Source organism: Desulfoluna sp. CLI2B, from assembly GCF_056847375.1.
This window is the reverse complement of sequence record NZ_CP186557.1, coordinates 695,668-712,313: the sequence shown is the minus strand read 5'-3', so window position 1 is coordinate 712,313 and position 16,646 is coordinate 695,668. Positions and strand designations below refer to the sequence as shown.

18 protein-coding genes and 1 pseudogene are annotated in these 16,646 nt (G+C 61.3%); all 19 read right to left on the bottom strand.

Annotation, left to right across the window (positions count from 1 at the left end; all coding sequences use genetic code 11):
- Positions 1–78: 78 nt before the first annotated feature.
- The 19 genes and pseudogenes from ACOYW2_RS03480 to ACOYW2_RS03390 all read right to left on the bottom strand — a co-directional run bounded on the left by ACOYW2_RS03480 (position 79) and on the right by ACOYW2_RS03390 (position 16,646).
- Positions 79–1,155 carry a threonine-phosphate decarboxylase gene (locus ACOYW2_RS03480; protein ID WP_482769409.1) on the bottom strand — a complete coding sequence of 359 codons (1,077 nt, stop codon included), beginning with the start codon at positions 1,153–1,155 and terminating at the stop codon, positions 79–81.
- A 632-nt stretch (positions 1,156–1,787) separates the two neighbouring features.
- Positions 1,788–2,534: an adenosylcobinamide-GDP ribazoletransferase gene (cobS, locus tag ACOYW2_RS03475; RefSeq protein ID WP_482769408.1), complete on the bottom strand. Its 747-nt coding sequence runs from the start codon at positions 2,532–2,534 to the stop codon at positions 1,788–1,790.
- 2 nt (positions 2,535–2,536) lie between these two features.
- Positions 2,537–3,061, bottom strand: a complete 525-nt coding sequence (cobU, locus tag ACOYW2_RS03470) for a bifunctional adenosylcobinamide kinase/adenosylcobinamide-phosphate guanylyltransferase (RefSeq protein ID WP_482415251.1) — start codon at positions 3,059–3,061, stop codon at positions 2,537–2,539.
- Positions 3,062–3,982, bottom strand: coding sequence for a hypothetical protein (locus tag ACOYW2_RS03465; protein ID WP_482769407.1), 921 nt, complete (start codon positions 3,980–3,982; stop codon positions 3,062–3,064). It lies immediately after the preceding gene.
- Complete coding sequence (locus ACOYW2_RS03460; protein ID WP_482769406.1) at positions 3,927–4,571, bottom strand: cobyric acid synthase; 645 nt, start codon at positions 4,569–4,571, stop codon at positions 3,927–3,929. Before ACOYW2_RS03460 ends, ACOYW2_RS03465 begins: the two co-directional genes overlap by 56 nt.
- Before the next feature lie 182 nt (positions 4,572–4,753).
- Complete coding sequence (locus tag ACOYW2_RS03455) at positions 4,754–5,275, bottom strand: cob(I)yrinic acid a,c-diamide adenosyltransferase (RefSeq protein ID WP_482769405.1); 522 nt, start codon at positions 5,273–5,275, stop codon at positions 4,754–4,756.
- 263 nt (positions 5,276–5,538) lie between these two features.
- On the bottom strand, positions 5,539–7,335 hold the full coding sequence (gene cobJ / locus ACOYW2_RS03450) for a precorrin-3B C(17)-methyltransferase (protein WP_482769404.1): 1,797 nt from the start codon (positions 7,333–7,335) through the stop codon (positions 5,539–5,541).
- A 421-nt stretch (positions 7,336–7,756) separates the two neighbouring features.
- Positions 7,757–8,422, bottom strand: a complete 666-nt coding sequence (gene cobM / locus ACOYW2_RS03445) for a precorrin-4 C(11)-methyltransferase (RefSeq protein ID WP_482770974.1) — start codon at positions 8,420–8,422, stop codon at positions 7,757–7,759.
- A 63-nt stretch (positions 8,423–8,485) separates the two neighbouring features.
- Positions 8,486–8,749, bottom strand: a complete 264-nt coding sequence (locus ACOYW2_RS03440; protein WP_482769403.1) for a hypothetical protein — start codon at positions 8,747–8,749, stop codon at positions 8,486–8,488.
- Positions 8,724–9,335, bottom strand: a complete 612-nt coding sequence (locus ACOYW2_RS03435; protein ID WP_482769402.1) for a hypothetical protein — start codon at positions 9,333–9,335, stop codon at positions 8,724–8,726. Before ACOYW2_RS03435 ends, ACOYW2_RS03440 begins: the two co-directional genes overlap by 26 nt.
- A 406-nt stretch (positions 9,336–9,741) precedes the next feature.
- Complete coding sequence (gene cbiD / locus ACOYW2_RS03430; RefSeq protein ID WP_482769401.1) at positions 9,742–10,782, bottom strand: cobalt-precorrin-5B (C(1))-methyltransferase CbiD; 1,041 nt, start codon at positions 10,780–10,782, stop codon at positions 9,742–9,744.
- Positions 10,783–10,807: 25 nt separating this feature from the next.
- Positions 10,808–11,542, bottom strand: coding sequence for a hypothetical protein (locus ACOYW2_RS03425; protein WP_482769400.1), 735 nt, complete (start codon positions 11,540–11,542; stop codon positions 10,808–10,810).
- 12 nt (positions 11,543–11,554) lie between these two features.
- Positions 11,555–11,851 carry a hypothetical protein gene (locus ACOYW2_RS03420; protein ID WP_482769399.1) on the bottom strand — a complete coding sequence of 99 codons (297 nt, stop codon included), beginning with the start codon at positions 11,849–11,851 and terminating at the stop codon, positions 11,555–11,557.
- A 62-nt stretch (positions 11,852–11,913) separates the two neighbouring features.
- Complete coding sequence (locus ACOYW2_RS03415) at positions 11,914–12,195, bottom strand: SAM-dependent methyltransferase (protein ID WP_482769398.1); 282 nt, start codon at positions 12,193–12,195, stop codon at positions 11,914–11,916.
- Positions 12,196–12,316: 121 nt separating this feature from the next.
- A pseudogene (locus tag ACOYW2_RS03410) lies at positions 12,317–12,505 on the bottom strand (precorrin-2 C(20)-methyltransferase); the annotation flags it as partial.
- 405 nt (positions 12,506–12,910) lie between these two features.
- Positions 12,911–13,534 (bottom strand): precorrin-8X methylmutase, encoded by a 624-nt coding sequence (locus ACOYW2_RS03405; RefSeq protein WP_482415242.1) that lies wholly within the window; start codon positions 13,532–13,534, stop codon positions 12,911–12,913.
- Positions 13,531–14,934, bottom strand: a complete 1,404-nt coding sequence (locus ACOYW2_RS03400; RefSeq protein WP_482769397.1) for a cobyrinic acid a,c-diamide synthase CobB — start codon at positions 14,932–14,934, stop codon at positions 13,531–13,533. The genes ACOYW2_RS03405 and ACOYW2_RS03400 overlap by 4 nt, the downstream gene beginning before the upstream one ends.
- Positions 14,924–15,856 carry an ABC transporter substrate-binding protein gene (locus ACOYW2_RS03395; RefSeq protein ID WP_482769396.1) on the bottom strand — a complete coding sequence of 311 codons (933 nt, stop codon included), beginning with the start codon at positions 15,854–15,856 and terminating at the stop codon, positions 14,924–14,926. Before ACOYW2_RS03395 ends, ACOYW2_RS03400 begins: the two co-directional genes overlap by 11 nt.
- Positions 15,849–16,646, bottom strand: a complete 798-nt coding sequence (locus ACOYW2_RS03390) for an ABC transporter ATP-binding protein (protein ID WP_482769395.1) — start codon at positions 16,644–16,646, stop codon at positions 15,849–15,851. Before ACOYW2_RS03390 ends, ACOYW2_RS03395 begins: the two co-directional genes overlap by 8 nt.

Sequence of the window (16,646 nt, the reverse complement as noted above, 5' to 3'; positions counted from 1 at the left end):
GTTCAATCAACAAACCATCATGGCATTCAAGGTGCCCCGGACAACCGGGGCACCTTTTTTTGTGTTTTGCACGCCAGCTTACTTCAGATGCTTTTTCAGCAGCCCGAGGAGCCTGTCGTTGGTCTCTTTGTCTTTGAGGGAGAACCGGACGAACTCGCCTTCGATGCCGATGAAGTTGGTGCAGTCCCGGATCAGGACCGCCTCTTCGGCCAGGGCGGCCCAGAGGCCTTCTGCGGTGTTCTCGCCGGTGAGCTCGCAGATGACAAAATAAGTTTCAGCGCCGTAGGGAATGATCCCGTCCATGGCATCAAGAACGGCCACAAACCGCTCCTTCTCCCCTTTGACGTAGGCGCGGGTCTCCTCCAGAAAAGTATCGATGGCCTCTCCGCCGGAGAGGATAAAATCCACGGCAGCCTGGGCCATGGCGTTAACGCACCAGGGAAGCACGTACTTGGAGAACTCGGCGATGATGGCCCCAGGGGCCATGAGAAAACCCACACGCAGGCCGGGGATGCGGAACACCTTGCTCATGGAGTTCAGGGTCACCACGTTGGCCAGGCCGTACCGGGCCACGCTCTGGCCGTAGGCGTCGCAAGCAAAGGGCAGGTAAGATTCGTCGATGACAAACCGAATGTCGGGCCGGGACTCTGCCATGGCCTTGATGGCCTCGGGCGTGGTCATGGTGCCGGTGGGGTTGTTGGGGTTACAGAGAAACACCGTGTCGTAGCCGTCTGCGGCTTCCGCAATGTCCATGGTGTCCATGGCAAACCTGTCTTCCTTGCGGGTGAGGAGAAAATCCGCCTCTGCCCCGTACATCTCGCAGGCATCACGGTAGTCCGCGTAGGTGGGCCCCACAATAAGGGCCCGCTTGGTCCCAAGGGCCCTGGGGATGGCATAGATGAATTCGGTGGTGCCGTTACCGGCCAAAATGGACGAAGCCGAAATGCCGTACTTTTCCGCAAGCAGCTCCTTGATATGCCCTGCATCCACCTCGGGCAGGCTGACAATGGTGGAGAGCTTGGACGCCAGATGCTCCATGAGTCCTTCAGGCGGCCCCAGGGGGTTCAGGTTGCTGCTCATATCGGTAATATCAGAAGGGGTCACCCCCAGATCCTTCGCCAGCTTGTAGATGTTGCCTCCATGACCGATTATCATAACCCGAACTCCTTATTTTTCATGGATTTTCATTCTTTTTCAAATATACACCGAATGGCCCGTCAGGCACACCCTGTAAAAATCAAAAAGTCAAAAGCAAGGCCTCCTGCGGCCAGTGGATGAGCCCCAGATTGCGAATGCGCCTTGATCGTCGTATGTGGGACGCACTCCTGTGTGCAGGACGCGGGGAACGACGGACAAAAAAGCCGCACCGGAGTGCGGCGCTCCATAATGACACAGGTGTCCCCGGTAACACCGGTTGGCGGACGCCCCCCTAAGCGAATGACCTGAAAAGACACGGATAACGATATCCTCAGTCATTTTCTTTCGTTCCCAGGCTCCGCCTGGGAATGATAGACGGAGCTCTGCCTCCACGATTAAACTCGCTTCACGCTGAAAATTATATGCAATGTGCCGCTATGATTCACACCAACATGGCGGAGCCTGAAAGCCAGAATAGTCCCCTATGCCCCACCGGGTTTGGTAAAGAATGAAATGGGCCTCTCCCGCAAAAATGGTTGCCCCATGTCAAACATCACGCGAATGCCCCGAAACCGTTTGCATGATGCCTGACTCCATGCATTCGCCATAGGGTTTCCAGGTGCCCCCACCTGGCCGCCGGAGGCATGCTTTTAAAGCGCTGCTGCGGCGGCTACAAAGAGAAACCCTTCGGATATCTCTGTCATGGCGCCCAGCATATCGCCGGTGATGCCCCCCATCTTTTTCTTGTACCAGGCAAGAAGCACGGCGGTTATGGCAGCATAGACCAGAAGCACCATCACGCCCCGGCCGCCGGTGCACAGGGTCAGCAGCACAGGGATGACCATGAACCGGAGGCGCGTTGCCAGGGGCACGTCCCCGAAGAGGTCGTGGGCGGTGCCCTCTTTACGGCCATAGGGAAGCAGGCCGATGCCGAAAATCTGGCTGCCCCGGGCAAGGGCGGGAATGGCAATGAGCAACAGGGCCCGGCTCCAGCCGGGTGCGCTCATGGAGGCAAGACCCGCCCACTTCATGGAGAGGATGGCGATCATGGCCAGAACGCCCATGGCGCCGCTGCGGCTGTCCTTCATGATCTCCAGGACCCGCTCTTTGGGGCGGTGGCTGAAGAGGCCGTCGGCTGTGTCCCCCAGGCCGTCCAGATGAAACCCGCCGGTGAGGACCATGAGCAGGACTGTGTCCAGAATCCCCACCACCATGGGGGGCCAGATATGAGAAAGAATAGCGTCCGCAAAGGCGAGGATGCCGCCCAGGATAAGCCCCACCACGGGAAACATGGCCACCTGCCCCACGGGACGGAACACATTGCCCGCACCCACGGGAAGGATGGTGGAAAACTGCAGGGCCGACTTCAGATCCAGCATGTATTCCTTGATCTTCATGCTCACCCCTTCACCGTCATGGGAATCCCGGAGACCGTAAAGACCACCTTGTGGGCCCGTGCGGCAAGTCGCTGGTTGGCGGCGCCCTGGATATCCCGAAACTGACGCGACAGGGTGTTGTCCGGGACAATGCCCATGCCCACCTCGTTGGAGACGGTCACCACGGGCACCTTGGAGGCTGCGGCGGCTTCTGCAAATTCGTCCACGAACCCCAAGATCTCCTCTTCGCTCTGCTCGGCCATAAAGAGGTTGGTCACCCAGAGGGTGATGCAGTCCACGAGGATCACCTCGGCCCTGTCCTGCTCCTCCTCAATGACCCGGACGATGTCGTAGGGCTCTTCAATGGTGTACCAGGAGTCGTCCCTTTGGGCCTGGTGATCGGTGACCCGTCTCTCCATCTCGGTATCCATGGGCTGAAGGGTGGCCACGTAAAGTCGGTTGTCCGACGCAAGGGACTCAGCTAATTTCTGGGCGTGGGAGCTCTTTCCACTCCGGCAGCCCCCGGTGACAAAGGTAAAGGAGCCCATTCAGGCCTCTCCTTTCGCCATGGTATCAATGGCATCCATGGCCAGGTGGGTTCGTGTGTGTTCGGCAAGCCTTCCGTAAGCTTCCTGGCGGGCGTCGAGGCCCCCTGCGGTATCGGAGGGGCGCACTTCGATGCCGATCTCCGTAAGCCAGGAGTCCACGATGAGGTCGAAGATGCCGTGCATGTAGGTTCCAAGAACCTTTCCGGACGGGGCCATGCAGCCGTCGTGGTCCCCTGCGGGCTCACTGTTGCGCTCCAGCACCTCCACCAGGGGGTCTCCGCCGTGGCGGGAGGTGGTGCCCATGTGGATCTCGTAGCCGCTGCCCTCGATGCCTTTATAAGTAAACCGGCTCAGGGTGGTGGTCTTGGGCGCTTTCATTACCGTGGCAACGGGCAGGAGGCCCAAGCCCTCTTCGGCTCCGGCCGCCCCTTCCACGCCCTGGGGGTCCTCGATCTTCTCCCCCAGGATCTGGTAGCCGCCGCAGATGCCTGCCACGTGCCCCCCGTTACCGGAAAACGACTTGATGCGGGCGTCCCAGCCCGTCTCCTTGAGCCAGGCCAGGTCCTTTCGGGTGTTTTTGGAGCCGGGAATAATGACAAAGGAAAACTCCGACAAATCGCAGGGGCGATCCAGGTAGCAGAGCTCGATCTCATCCCGCTGCATGAGGGGCTCAAAATCGGTAAAATTGGAGATAAAGGGAAGGCGGATCACCGCCCCTGCGGGCTTGGTTCCCGAAAGGGACGAGCGCCCCTTGGGCTGCTCGATGACCACCGAGTCTTCGGAGCCGATGTGAAAATCGGTGTACCAGGGCAGCACCCCGAGGACGGGTTTCCCGCACTTGTCCTCGATCCAGTCGCAGCCGTCCTTAAACCGGGGGTTTCCGCCGGACGCGGTCGTGGCACCACCTCCACCGATTGGCACTGGCAACTGATCGGCAGGCCGGAGCCAGGGTTCCCACCACCTGCCCGAAGACCCCGCCCCGGTGGATATCGGCCACGAGGATGACGTCGGCATCGGCGTAGTCGGCCATGCGAAAGTTCACGATGTCCCCGTCCATGAGGTTCACCTCGGCACAGGAACCGGCCCCTTCCATGATCACCAGGTCGTTCTCTTCCCGGAGGCGATCCAGGGCCTCGGCAGCGACATGGAAGTACCGCTCTTTTTTCTTGTGGTAGGCGGCGGCGGATTCGTCCCCGTCCACCTTGCCCATGAGCACCACCTGGGAGCCGGTCTCCCCGGTGGGCTTCAGCAGCACCGGGTTCATCAGCACCGAGGGCACCACGCCCGCGGCTTCGGCCTGGATGATCTGGGCACGCCCCATCTCCAGCCCCTCGGGGGTCACCCCGGAGTTGTTGGACATGTTCTGGGCCTTGTAGGGCACCACCTTGAGCCCCTGCTCGGCAAAATGCCGGCAGAGCCCGGTGGTCACCACACTCTTGCCCACGTCCGAGCCCGTGCCGAACACGGCAATGCAGCGGGCCAACTTCTTCTGATCGTCAGCTTGTTTCATTCAAAAAATGCCTCCGGCGGCAAGGTGAGCCACCTTGAAAGCTGGTTTCCGCTGCGCTTTAAGCCTCGTTCCTCGGGTTAAATCACAGCGGCAGTCATGCAGGACTTGTCGGTTCATGTTTTGTTTAAGCCCTACCCCGGATATATCATACATTCAAAACGTCATTCACCGCCTGCGCCCTGCTATTTTTCGATGCCAACACGGGCTTTGACGCCCTGGTCGGCAAAATAGTGCTTTACGGGCTCAATCTGAGACACCAGGTCGGCCCGGGCCATGACCTCTTCATGGGCATAGCGCCCGGTGATGACAAGCTCGGTGCCGTGGGGCTTCATCTCCATGAGGCCCAGCATCTCTTCCAGGGTGATGAGGCCGTACTTGACGGCGAGGTTGCCCTCTTCAATAACCACGACGTCATGGGAGCCCGTGGAAAGGGCCTCTTTCACGAGGTTGTACCCCTCCCGGGCCCGGGCCTTCTCCTTGTCCGAGGGTTTGCCCTTGACCCAGCCTCCGGCACCGAACTGACGCACGGTGATCAGGTCGTCAAACCGCTCCAGGGCCTTGATTTCGGAGTAATCGCCCTGCTTCATGAACTGGGCGATGAGCACCTTGAACCCGGCCCCGGCCGCCCGGACGCTCAAGCCGATGGCTGCCGTGGTCTTGCCCTTGCCTTTGCCTGTGTAGACCTGGATGTACCCTTTTTCCATGGTTCGCCTCATGGGTTCCTGTCGGTTAAGATGTAACGATTCAGCCAATATCCCTCAAACGGCCGGAACGACCTTCTCCGCTTGTTTTGTGACATCCCGTAGGGTGCGCTTGCGCACCATATATCTGAAAAACCAGCACCTTTTGTCATGTCCATGCTGCGTGAAATCCTTCTCGACATTAGGGATTCATGATAATTAGGTTCTTCGGCGGTGCGCAGCACCTATAAGCATGCAGGACACCGTTGAGAAGCTGAATCGTAACGTTATGATTTCAGATCATACTTCTTTCCGTAGCCCCGGGGGGTAAACATAAAATCGAGGTACCCTTCCGAGGCGCTGTTGCCGATGAACACGGTGGTAAGCATGTCCACGTCGGCTTCGTGCAGGTCTTTCAGGGGCACGATGGTCACCTCCTGGGCGTCCCGCATGGCGCTCTTGACGATGCCCACGGGGGTGTCCCCGCTGCGGTGCTTCAGGGCGATCTCCTGGGCCTTGTTCAGCTGCCAGTTACGCTTCTTGCTCTTGGGATTGAAGATCACCATGACAAAGTCGGCCTCGGCCACGGCGTTGAGGCGCTTTTCAATGAGCTCCCAGGGGGTGAGGAGATCGCTTAAGCTGACGCAGGCAAAATCGTGGGTCAGGGGCGCGCCCAACAGAGACCCGCCTGAAGAGAGGGCCGGAATACCGGGCACCACTTCCACGGTGAGATCGCCCTCTTCCGGGGTGCCGCAGCCGGGGCGACGGGCAGAAACCCCTTTTTCCTTGATGATCTCAAGGGCCAGACCTGCCATGGCGTAGATACCGGGGTCCCCGCTGGAGACCAGGGCCACTTTCTTGCCGGTGAGGGCCGTCTCCACGGCGGCCTTGACGCGGTCCACCTCTTTTTTCATGGTGGTGGCGATCACCTCTTTGCCGTCCATGAACTCTTTGATGAGATCCACGTAGACGGTGTACCCGGCGATGACGTCCGCGCCTTTGATCACGTCCACGCAGCGCATGGACATGTGATCCACGCTGCCGGGGCCGATGCCTATAATGTAGAGGACGCCATTGCCAGCGCCGCCGTTACATTTATCCCCTTCACCTTGGGCACCACGAGGATCCATCCTACACTGTGGATCGCTGTGCTTGCGCATTACGCTCACCGTTCCTACGTGTTTTAAAGCGGCCGCCGAAGGGGTCACCACCCCGTCGGTACCGCTGAGTTGGTCCTTGGTATAAAACGAGAGGGACACCCCTAAGCGCTCGGCGGCCTTAAGGATCCCCTCTTCATCGGCTTTTACGTCAATGGAGGCCATGGTCTTCAGGCACAAAGGGGAAATCCCCCCCGCCTGAAACGCTTTTTCAACGCCCTCCAGGATCTCTTCCACATCGGTGCCCCGGTTGCACCCCACCCCAACGGTGACGCGCCTGGGCCGGATCACCAGGGCCCCCTCTTTTGCCGGGTCCGACGAGCAGTCCACCACCACATCGGCTTCAGCCCGTTCTCCGGCCGGGACATAGAGATCCGCCATGTCGGCATAGATCCCCATGGGGTCCCAGAGCAGGGGTTTTCTCTTTTCCAACAGGGCCATGTTCACGGCTTTGATGGCCGGCGGGTTCTCCACCACCAGCCCCCGTTCGGACACCACGCCGTCCACCGAGGCAATGCCGTGGGTGTCGGTGGCCGTGGTAATGACCGGCACCGCGCCCACAGCCGCCGCAGCTTCCTGCGCCAGGCGGTTTGCCCCGCCGATGTGACCGGACACCAGGCTCACGGCAAAGCGCCCCGCCTCGTCCATGACCACCACCGCCGGGTCCTGGGCCTTCCCCTTCAAAAGGGGCGCGATCAACCGCACCACAATGCCCGTTGCCATGACAAACACATGGCCGGCTGCGCCCGTGGAAACAGCTCGATCCCCTCCCCAAGGGAGGGTGCCAGGTGCACACCATAGAGGGAAACCCGGATGCCCAGGGCTTGTCCGGCAGACACAGCTCGCCGCCCAGGGCTGCACCCAACCTCTGGCCCAGGTGCGCGCCTTTCCGTGACAGCCCAGATTTCCCCATTCAATTAGCACCATTTCCGCCTTCTTATGGTAACAATCAGTTCAAAAGCATGCCTTCAGCGACCAGAGGCCTTTTTCTCGCTCCCAGGCTCTGCCTGGGAGTGTGGGCTGCGAAGCGCCTTGCCGGTGTCAAAAGCAGCAGCGTGCGCGATCATCCACGTCGTCGGTGGCGGCAGAGCCTCGTGGAGTTCCCAGGCGGAGCCTGGGAACGAAGTCATCCAGATACCGAAGAGTGCCCCCTGTCCTCGGCAGCAGCCACGGGCGCAGCCCGAGCGGCGAATGTGATCGGCCTGAGGACGAGAGGCGGGGAGCATCGCGACCTGGGGTTGCAGGGCTCGCCCTCTCCACCGAAGGTTCCTTTTTTTGCCCTTCTCTCTTTTTACGCCTTTTCGACCCCGTCCCGGTATTCGTGGGTAAAGGTGGCGTCGTAGAGTTTTCATATTGGCCGGTGGCGTTGGTCGCCCACGCCTTTGCCCACGATGATGAGGGCGGTTTTTCGGATGCCTTCGTTTTTCATGGTCTCGGGCAGTTTACCGATTGTGGTGTAGATGATCCTCTCATCGGGCTGGCTCACGCGGTAGGCCACGGCGCAGGTAGACTCTTCCCCGTAGTGAGCGGCCAGCTGGCTGGAGACTTTTTCCGCCAGGGCGCTGGAGAGGTAGATGGCCATGGAGGCACCGTGGGAGGCCAGGGCGTCCAGGGTTTCGCCTTCGGGCACGGGGGTACGGCCTTCGGCACGGGTGAGGATCAGGGTCTGGGTCACCTCGGGGAGGGTGTACTCCATCTTCATGGCGGCGGCGGCCCCGAAGGCTGCAGTGACGCCGGGAATGACGGTGTAAGGGACGCCCAGCTTGTCCAGGTCGCGCATCTGCTCGTCGATGGCACCGTACAGGGAGGGGTCGCCGGTGTGGAGGCGCACCACCTTTTTGCCTGCCCGGTGGCCTTCGGCCATCTTCTCCACCATGCCGTCGAGGTCCATGGAGGCGCTGCTCAGGCATTCGCAGCCTTCCCGGGTCCAGACCAGGAGTTCCTCGGGGACGAGGGACCCTGCAAAAATCACGAGGTCGGCCTCTTCCAGGCTTCTCTTGCCCTTGACGGTAATGAGTTCGGGGTCGCCGGGGCGCTGCCCCGGTAAAGATTGAGATAGGATGTGGTCCGTTCATCATCAACCTTCTCCTCGTATTCCGGTGACGATGAACGCCGGATTCGTTCCTTGGAGCGTCATGTCCCAGGCCACGGTGGTGGAGACACTTGCATTCATGTGCAGCACCTCCACGTTGAACCCTTCGTCTTCAAGGGCGGTCACGGCGGTGCCGAGGCTCTGGAGGAGCACGGTGTTGACCACCATGCGTGCGTTGTCTCCCATGCGGTCTGAGGCCATGCGGATGATGGCGTCCAGGTTTTTACCGCCGCCTCCGATGAAGACCACGTCCGGGTCGGGGAGATCCTGGGCGGCATCGGGAAGGGACCCTTCCGTCACCGTCATTCTTGTTGCGCCGTAGCGCGTGATGTTGGTCCGGATGTCTGCCACGCGCTCGGTTTTCTGCTAGGCCGCGCACCTGCACGAACCGGGAGGCTTCGATGGCGACCGAGCCGCTGCCGGCCCCCAGATCCCAGAGCACCTGGTGACCTTCGAGCCCGAGCTTAGCCAGGGTCACGGCCCGCACTTCGGGCTTGGTGATCATGCCGCGCTGGTGAGCAAAGGCTTCGCTGGGCATGCCCAGGCCGATGGCCTGTGGCGGCTCGGCAAGGGCGGCCCCCAGGACGACCATCATGTTGGGATCGCTAAAGGCGCCCGCGGCAATGCCTTCCAGGGTGGCTTCGGTGTGTTTTTCTTCCTGGGTGCCCATGGCCTCGAACACATGGCAGGCGCGGGCTGTGACGCCCTGCTCCAGGAACCGGGCGGCCACGCTGTCCGGGCTGTTCGTAAGGTCGGTGAACACCGCTGTCTTGTCGTGGGCCAGAAGGGTCTTCAGGGTCTCGGGGGAAAGGCCCCGGCCATGGAGGCTCACCACCCCGGCGTCCTGCAGGGCAGAGCCAAGAACAGGAAAAGGCCCCCGGCAACAGCAACATCGGTGCGCCCACGGCGTCGGCACCGAAGCGCTTGGTCACCAGGGAACCGATACCGTAATACAAGGGGTCCCCCGAGGCGAGGATCACCACCTTGCTGCCCTGGGACACCTTCACTTCCAGGCGATCCAGAACATCGGACATCTTGCCCCGGATAACGATTTTTTCAGCGGATGTGTCGGGAAAGGCGAGCTCCGCCGAGTGGCTTCCTCCACCAGCGCGTCCACATCCGAAATCAGCGTCAGGGAAGCCTCAAGGGTCCTGCCTCTCCGACAAGCCGAATCCCATAACCGTAATGGACTGATTCATACCATCTCCTTCCGGCTGTCGCTTGCCACGTTTCCGTCAAAGTCAAAAATCAGGCACCGGGCCGTGACCTCCCCCCCGGCAAACCCTTTGGCAGAGGCTGCCGCCAACTCGGCAACCCGATCCACCACCTGAGGGCAGGGTTCCACGGCGGCGGCGGAGCCCGGCCGTGTTGGATGCGGCCACCTTAGCCACCAGCTCGGGGTCGTCCACCATCTCTTCCACCAGGTCGGCCAGGAACCGAAGGTTCAGGTCGGACTTGGCGGCGTGGGTGTGGGGGATGCCTGCGGCCATTTTCACGGCCTTGCCGAAAAAGACGGCCAGGATCACATCCACGGCCTGGTCCCCGGCCGTCTCCATGGAGCTTTTGAAGAAGTCGCCGATCTGCACGAAGCAGGCCTCGGCAAGTTCCGGGAACACCTCCATGGCAAACCGCTCGCTGCGTCGGCCGGTGGTACAGACCACGCTGTGGGCCCCCATGGCCTTGGCCACCTTGATGGAAGAGCGCACCGTGGCTTCATAGGCTTCGTGGGACAGGGGCCGCTCAATGCCTGTGGTACCTAAAATGGAGATCCCGCCTTCGATGCCCAGGCGGCTGTTGAGGGTCTTTTTGGCCATCTCCTCCCCATCGGGAACAAAGATCTCAACGACCAGGGGATCGGACTCCCCGGTTTCGGCCCTGAGCATCTCAACGACCGCGTGGATCATCTTCACCGGGCCGGGGTTGATGGCGGCCTGGCCCACCGGGACTTCCAGGCCGGGCCGGGTGACCCGTCCCACGCCCTGCCCCCCGCAAATGGCCAGGGCATCTTCGGCGGCATCGTCCCGCCTTACCCGCGCGCCGATGATGGCGTTTCGGGTGATGTCCGGGTCGTCACCGCCGTCTTTCATGACAGTGCATACCGCGGTCTCCCCGTCCATGTGGCAGGAGACCAGGGGAATGTCCACATGGCCTTCGCTTAAAAACGCGATGCGGACCGTCTCCGGGCACACGCCGGTAAACAGGAGGCTTAAGGCCCCCTTTACGGCCGCGGCTGCGGCTGTTCCCGTGGTGAACCCGCTTCGTAATGTTCGTTTTTTTGCCATATTAAGAAAACCTAACGGGTCTCTCTTACGGAATAAGGCAGTAATAGAGAACCCCTGTGACCATCAACGAGAATATCCTCAGGAACTGGCCGATCAGCAGGATCTGGGTCCCCATGACCGGGGAGAAAATACCTGCGTACCGGGGCAGCTGGTGCCTGACGGCCCGAATGGGAAAGGCGATGATATTGCCGATGAGAAGGGCCAGGGCCGTCTGTTTGACGGTGAGGACCCCGGCATCAAGCAAAGCGCCTGCCGCGGCAAAGCCGGAGGAGAACTCGGCGGTAAAACCCAGCACCACCACGGAGAGGGACTCCACGGGCATGATCCTGGAGACGGCCAGGTGCGCCAGGGCTTCGTTCATGAAGTCGAAAAAGCCCAGGCGATGCACGAAAAAGACCGCCACGTAGATGGGAATCACCCAGGTGATGATGGTAGCCACACGTTTGGGAAAGCGCTTTCGGATGCCCTGTTTCACCGCATCCCACCCCTTGGCCGTGGGCTCTTTGCCCTCAACCTCTTCGGCTCCGCCCTTTTCACCGTCCAGTATGGCATGGCCCAGCACCAGGAGAAACCCGCTGCGCAGGAGAAGGGCCGTGAAGGTGAGGCCGAAGTAGACCAATCCAGCCTTGCCCACCAAGGGAATCACGATAAAAAAGGTGGTGGGCAGGTGAAGGAAATAGGCCGGGAACTGGTTGAGGAAGTTGGCCATGAAGAGCTGCCTGCGGCTGATGGTACCGTCCTTGTAGAAACCGTAGAGCATGGAATTGGACGCCTACAAGGCCGTGGTAAAGGCCGCGCTGCAACGATCGCCCAGGCCCGCGAACCGAAAGAGCGGCCCCGCCACCTTGGCAAGGTAGCGCGTCCATCCGGTGGATTCGATGACCTGGCCTGCGACCAGCCCCAGGGAGATAAAGCAGATCAGGCGCAGCAGGGGCTTGAAGACGCGGGTCACCACGTGGGGGGTGACCCCGTCCATCCAGACAATTCCTGCTGCGATCATGGCTGCCGTTACGCCCAGGGAGACCGCCAGCGCTTTACCGCTGCCTTTTCCCTTGCGATTTCCGGCCATCTCAGTTTGCCAGCCCGTTCTTCTGCTTGGCGATAATGAGGGTCCAGTAATCAAGCAGAGGATCACCCACCATTCCAGATGATCTCTTCGCCTTCGCGGCCGCACTTCTTGATGGCGCAGCTGTTCTCCATCAGGCCGCTGTCGGAAAGGGCGTCGGCGATGTCATCCACGTTTTTGTAGGCCTTGAGGAGCACCACGTTCTCGGAAGTGGCGGCGACCCTGCGGACGTGTTCGCCCCCGTAGGCGCCGGAAGTGATCACAAGGGACTCTTCGGCTTCCACAAGGGGTGTGTTGATGCGGGCCGCGGCGGCCTGGAAGGAGGTGATGCCGGGGATGGTGACCACGGGGCACTCCGCGTGGTCGGCTTTCATGTACTGGAGGATGTACCCGAAGGTGGAGTAGGTCGGGGTCGCCCAGGGTGAGGAAGGCTGCGTTTTTCCCGGTGCTCAGAACCTCAGCGATGCGGTCGGCGTTCTCTTTCCACGCTTTGGTGGTGACGTCCTGCTCGCTGGTCATGGGAAAGGGAAGGATCTCCACCTCCAGGTGCTCGGGGAGGTGGGGCCTGGCGATTTCCACCGCCAGGCTGAAGCTGTTCTTGGATGAGGATGCCGTAAAGATGACATCCACGTCTTGCATGGCCTTGACGGCTTTCATGGTGATGAGGTCGGGATCTCCCGGACCTACGCCAATGCCAAAAAGCGTGCCTCTGTTCTCAGACATAACTAACTACCTCGGTATCCGCCTGCTGTTCAGGCGGTTGATGGGGCCCTCCCAACCCTGGAACACCGACTGTTTTTAAGCGGCACGTGCCGCATCTTTCATCATAGCAGGGTTGACAGTTGACAGAAACGCCCCTAAACGCGCTGCACGCAGCATCCAACTCCTCCTGTCCGCTGTGATGAAAGCTTCTATGGATCAATCGGCGCCGTCACCTCGTTCCATGCCGATGACACGCCAGTATCACCTTGCCCGGCGCGGCAAGGCGTGGTCGTGTCACCTGGTTGGGGCATGGCCTCAAGGGGCCGACACAGATTTTTTTCTCACTGCCTCACTACATGGCTAAGCCCCTTGGGATGCCGCCATGATGGCCAGGGCATTGACCGCGGCGGCGGCCACGTTGGAGCCACCTTTTCGTCCCACGTTGGTGATGTACGGAACCCCAGGGGTCTCCAGGAGCTCGGCCTTGGACTCGGCCGCGTTCACAAACCCCACGGGAAAGCCCACGATAAGGGCGGGCTTGATGCGCCCTTCCCGCACCAGCTCCAGCAGGCGAAGCAGGGCGGTGGGGGCGTTGCCCACGGCGTAGATAGCCCCGTCGAGGCGATCTGCCACAGCGTCCACAGCGGCCTTGGCCCGGGTGATACCCCCGGCCTTGGCGGTGGCGGCCACCTCAGGATCGGCCACCAGGCAGGTCACGCTTCCCCCGAAGGAGCCCACCTCCATTTTGCGGATCCCGGACAGGGCCATGTTGGTATCGGTAAAGATGGGCTTTCCGCCACGAATGGCGGCGATGCCACGTTCAATAGCCTCGGGATGAAACCGAAGGCTCTCGACGTATTCAAAATCGGCGCTGGTGTGAATCACGCGGCGGGCAATGGGCCACTCCGCGTCGGAGAAGCCGTGGTCACCGGCCTCTTCTCCGATAATCTTGAAGCTCAGGTCTTCAATCTCCTGGGGTTTCATCGTGTCGTTGACTCCTTGTACGCGTTGCAGCGGGCCACAAACGCCTCCCCCACCCCGGCAGAGCTTCCGAAGTGAAGGTGGACGTAGCTGCCCAGTGTATTGCCCTTGACATACCCTTCATCGGGAAGGGTGCGATGGGTACGCGGGGTGACCCGGTAGATCCGGTCTGCCTTGGGCTCCCCCACGGGTTTGGAATAGTGAAACTCATGGCCCCGCACAATGGTGCCGGACGGGCCGAGCAGAGAGGTCTCTTTCAGGGTAATCTCCCGATAGCCCAGGGCACAGCGTTTCTCCTGCATGCGGGTTTCCAGGGGCAGGCAGCCGGTCATCTCCCAGCGACGCCCCTCAAAATCGGTGATGGCCTCGGAGAGGTACATGAGCCCCCCGCACTCGCCGTAGACGGGCATGCCGGCATCGGCGGCGGCTTTGACGGCGCTTCGCATGGCGGTGTTTCCGCTCAGGGCCTCGGCAAAGAGCTCGGGGTAGCCCCCACCGAAGTAGATGCCGCTGATCCCTTCGGGAAGGGTTTCGTCTTCGGCAGGCGAGAAAAAGGCCAGGGTGGCCCCTGCTTTTTCGAGTGTCTCAAGGTTGTCCGGGTAGTAGAAGCAGAAGGCGCTGTCCATGGCCACCCCAATCTTGACGGGTTGGGCGCTTTCGGGGGTGGCCCCTTTGGGTTCTTCCTGACTTAGCGAAAGCTCCCCGGCCCGCTCTAAGAGAAGATCCAGGTCGATGTGGGCCTCCACGGTGTCGGCCAAGTGATCGGTTTCGGTGCCGGAAAGTACGTGCTCTTCATCGGTGACAAGGCCCAGGTGCCGCTCGGGGATCCTCAGGGCTTCGTCCCGGGGAATCCCGCCCAGGCAGGGCATGTCGCTGTGGACCGACAGGGCCTCGGTGAGATAGGTGAGGTGGCTCTTGCTGCCGATGTTGTTGAAGACCACGCCCAGGAAATTGAGCTCGGGGTCGAAGTTTTCAAAACCGGTGACCAGGGCGGCGGCGCTTCGGGCCATGCTGGCGGCGTTGACCACCAGAATCACTGGCAGCCCAAGCCACTTGGCCATCTGGGCCGATGACCCGGCCTCGTCCGTGCCGGAAAAGCCGTCAAAGAGCCCCATGACCCCTTCCACCACGGCCAGGTCTGCCTGGGCCATGGATCGGGAAAAGGCGTCCCGGCAATAGTCCCGGCTGAGCATCCAGCCGTCCAGGTTCCGGGAGGCCCGGCCCGTCACCCGCCGGTGATGGCCCGGGTCGATGTAGTCCGGCCCCACCTTAAAGGGCGCCACATCATACCCGCGCCGCTTCAGCGCCGCCATGATGCCCAGAGACAGGGTGGTCTTGCCGCTGCCGCTGGAGGTGCCCCCGATGAGAAAACCTGTTTTGCCGAAAGTCGCCTTAATGCCCATGCGTTGCCAGTCCTTGTGTGCTCGGTTCAAAAAGAGTGGGGTATAGAATTTCCCCGATGCGCCGGGCCCCGTCCAGAAGTGCCGGTGTGGGTCTTGAAACCAGGGCCTCGTCCACAAAGTGGATCTCGCCCTTGCGCACGGCCCGAATCAGGGAAAAGCCCGGTTCCTTTTCGATCTCTTCCCGGGTGACGCGGTTCATGCGGCCCTGCTGCACCAGGTAGACGTCGATCATCGGCCCCTTGGCCAGGAGGCGCTCCTTGCCGTAAATGGCGATATTGCTGCCCTTGGAGGGCACGGCGTCTTCAGCCACGTTGACGCCCCCTGCCAGCTCCAGGGCCCAGGCGGCCATGGAGCCTTTGGAGAAGGTGCGCAGCTTGCCGTGCATGGCCTCGAAAAATACGGTCCGCTTTTCCGGTACCATCCGGGTGACCTCGTGGATACGGCGGGTCTCTAATTCAAATGCCGACACCAGGGCCCGGGCCTCGGCCTCGTGTCCGCTGAGGAGGCCCAGGGCCACCCAGTAATCCATCATCTCGTCCACGGTGCCGGGTTGCAGGGAGACCACGGTGATCCCCCGGGCTTTGAGGCTGGACACCAGCCTGCCGTAGCCCCGCTCGATCATGGGGCGAATCAGCACCAGGTCGGGCCGGGCCGCCAAGAAGCGCTCGGTGCCGTCGTGGTAGGAGAACCGGGGGAGCTCTGCTGCTCCGTCGCTCTTGGACGCGCCGATAAGGACATCTGCGGCCCCCATGGCCAGGAGGTTGTCGGTATGGGCGCTGTAAAGGGAGATGATTCGGGTAAAGGGCTTGTGGAAGGTCACCACCTGACCGGATGCGTCGGTGATCCGGGCGGCATCGGCGGCAGGTGCCATCAACCCGGCCACAAGGCAAAAACAGAGGATGCGAAGAAGAGTTCTACCCATGGAACCCTCCCGCATCAAAGAGCACCTGACGGCTCCGGGTCACCTCGTCTGTCATGACCCGTGCCTTGACCCCGAACACCTCCCAGAGGGTCTCGGGGGTGAGGGTCTCCTCCACGGAGCCGGACACGGCCATGCGCCCCTCTTTCAAAAAATGGAACCGATCACAGAAGAGCGCGGCGGTGTTGATGTCCTGAAACACCCCCACAACGCATCGGTTTTCCTGTTTCACCTTCTCCCGCACCACGGAAAGAAGGCTCAAGGTGTGTTTCATGTCCAGGTTGCTGGTGGCCTCGTCCAGGATCAGCACGGGGGTGTCCTGGGCCAGGGCCCGGGCAAAAAGGGTCCTCTGGCGCTCTCCCCCGCTCACCTCGGTGACGGGGCGGTCGGCCAGGTGACGGATATCGGCCACGGCCATGGCCTCGTCCGCCAGCTTGAAATCGTGTTCCGACGGGGAGCCGAACCGGTCGATATGGGGGTGCCTGCCCATCATCACAACCTCCCGCACGGAAAAGGCAAAACGTACTTCATGGCTCTGGGACACCACCGCCACCTGCCGGGCCACCTTGCGGGCCGACAGCTTTCGGACCGGGGTCCCGAAAAGAGAGGTGGTCCCGGCATCGGGGTCCATCTGTCCACTCAAAATTTCCACCAGGGTGCTCTTTCCCACCCCGTTGGGCCCTAGGATGGCGTGGAACACGCCCTTCTCAAAATGAGCGTCAACGCCTTTAAGCACCTCTCGCCTGCCGCGCTTAAACGAAATCCCCTCCATGTGGAGCACGCTGTCCGTCAT

Excerpts from the sequence above, each read along its gene's own strand:
- cobS (WP_482769408.1), bottom strand. The coding sequence starts at position 2,534 with ATGAAGATCAAGGAATACATGCTGGATCTGAAGTCGGCCCTGCAGTTT.
- ACOYW2_RS03395 (WP_482769396.1), bottom strand. The coding sequence starts at position 15,856 with ATGGGTAGAACTCTTCTTCGCATCCTCTGTTTTTGCCTTGTGGCCGGG.
- ACOYW2_RS03480 (WP_482769409.1), bottom strand. The coding sequence starts at position 1,155 with ATGATAATCGGTCATGGAGGCAACATCTACAAGCTGGCGAAGGATCTG.
- ACOYW2_RS03420 (WP_482769399.1), bottom strand. The coding sequence starts at position 11,851 with ATGGCCGGAAATCGCAAGGGAAAAGGCAGCGGTAAAGCGCTGGCGGTC.
- cobJ (WP_482769404.1), bottom strand. The coding sequence starts at position 7,335 with ATGGTGCTAATTGAATGGGGAAATCTGGGCTGTCACGGAAAGGCGCGC.
- ACOYW2_RS03455 (WP_482769405.1), bottom strand. The coding sequence starts at position 5,275 with ATGGAAAAAGGGTACATCCAGGTCTACACAGGCAAAGGCAAGGGCAAG.
- cobU (WP_482415251.1), bottom strand. The coding sequence starts at position 3,061 with ATGGGCTCCTTTACCTTTGTCACCGGGGGCTGCCGGAGTGGAAAGAGC.
- ACOYW2_RS03400 (WP_482769397.1), bottom strand. The coding sequence starts at position 14,934 with ATGGGCATTAAGGCGACTTTCGGCAAAACAGGTTTTCTCATCGGGGGC.
- ACOYW2_RS03425 (WP_482769400.1), bottom strand. The coding sequence starts at position 11,542 with ATGCTCTACGGTTTCTACAAGGACGGTACCATCAGCCGCAGGCAGCTC.
- ACOYW2_RS03405 (WP_482415242.1), bottom strand. The coding sequence starts at position 13,534 with ATGAAACCCCAGGAGATTGAAGACCTGAGCTTCAAGATTATCGGAGAA.
- cbiD (WP_482769401.1), bottom strand. The coding sequence starts at position 10,782 with ATGGCAAAAAAACGAACATTACGAAGCGGGTTCACCACGGGAACAGCC.
- ACOYW2_RS03390 (WP_482769395.1), bottom strand. The coding sequence starts at position 16,646 with ATGACGGACAGCGTGCTCCACATGGAGGGGATTTCGTTTAAGCGCGGC.
- ACOYW2_RS03460 (WP_482769406.1), bottom strand. The coding sequence starts at position 4,571 with ATGAAACAAGCTGACGATCAGAAGAAGTTGGCCCGCTGCATTGCCGTG.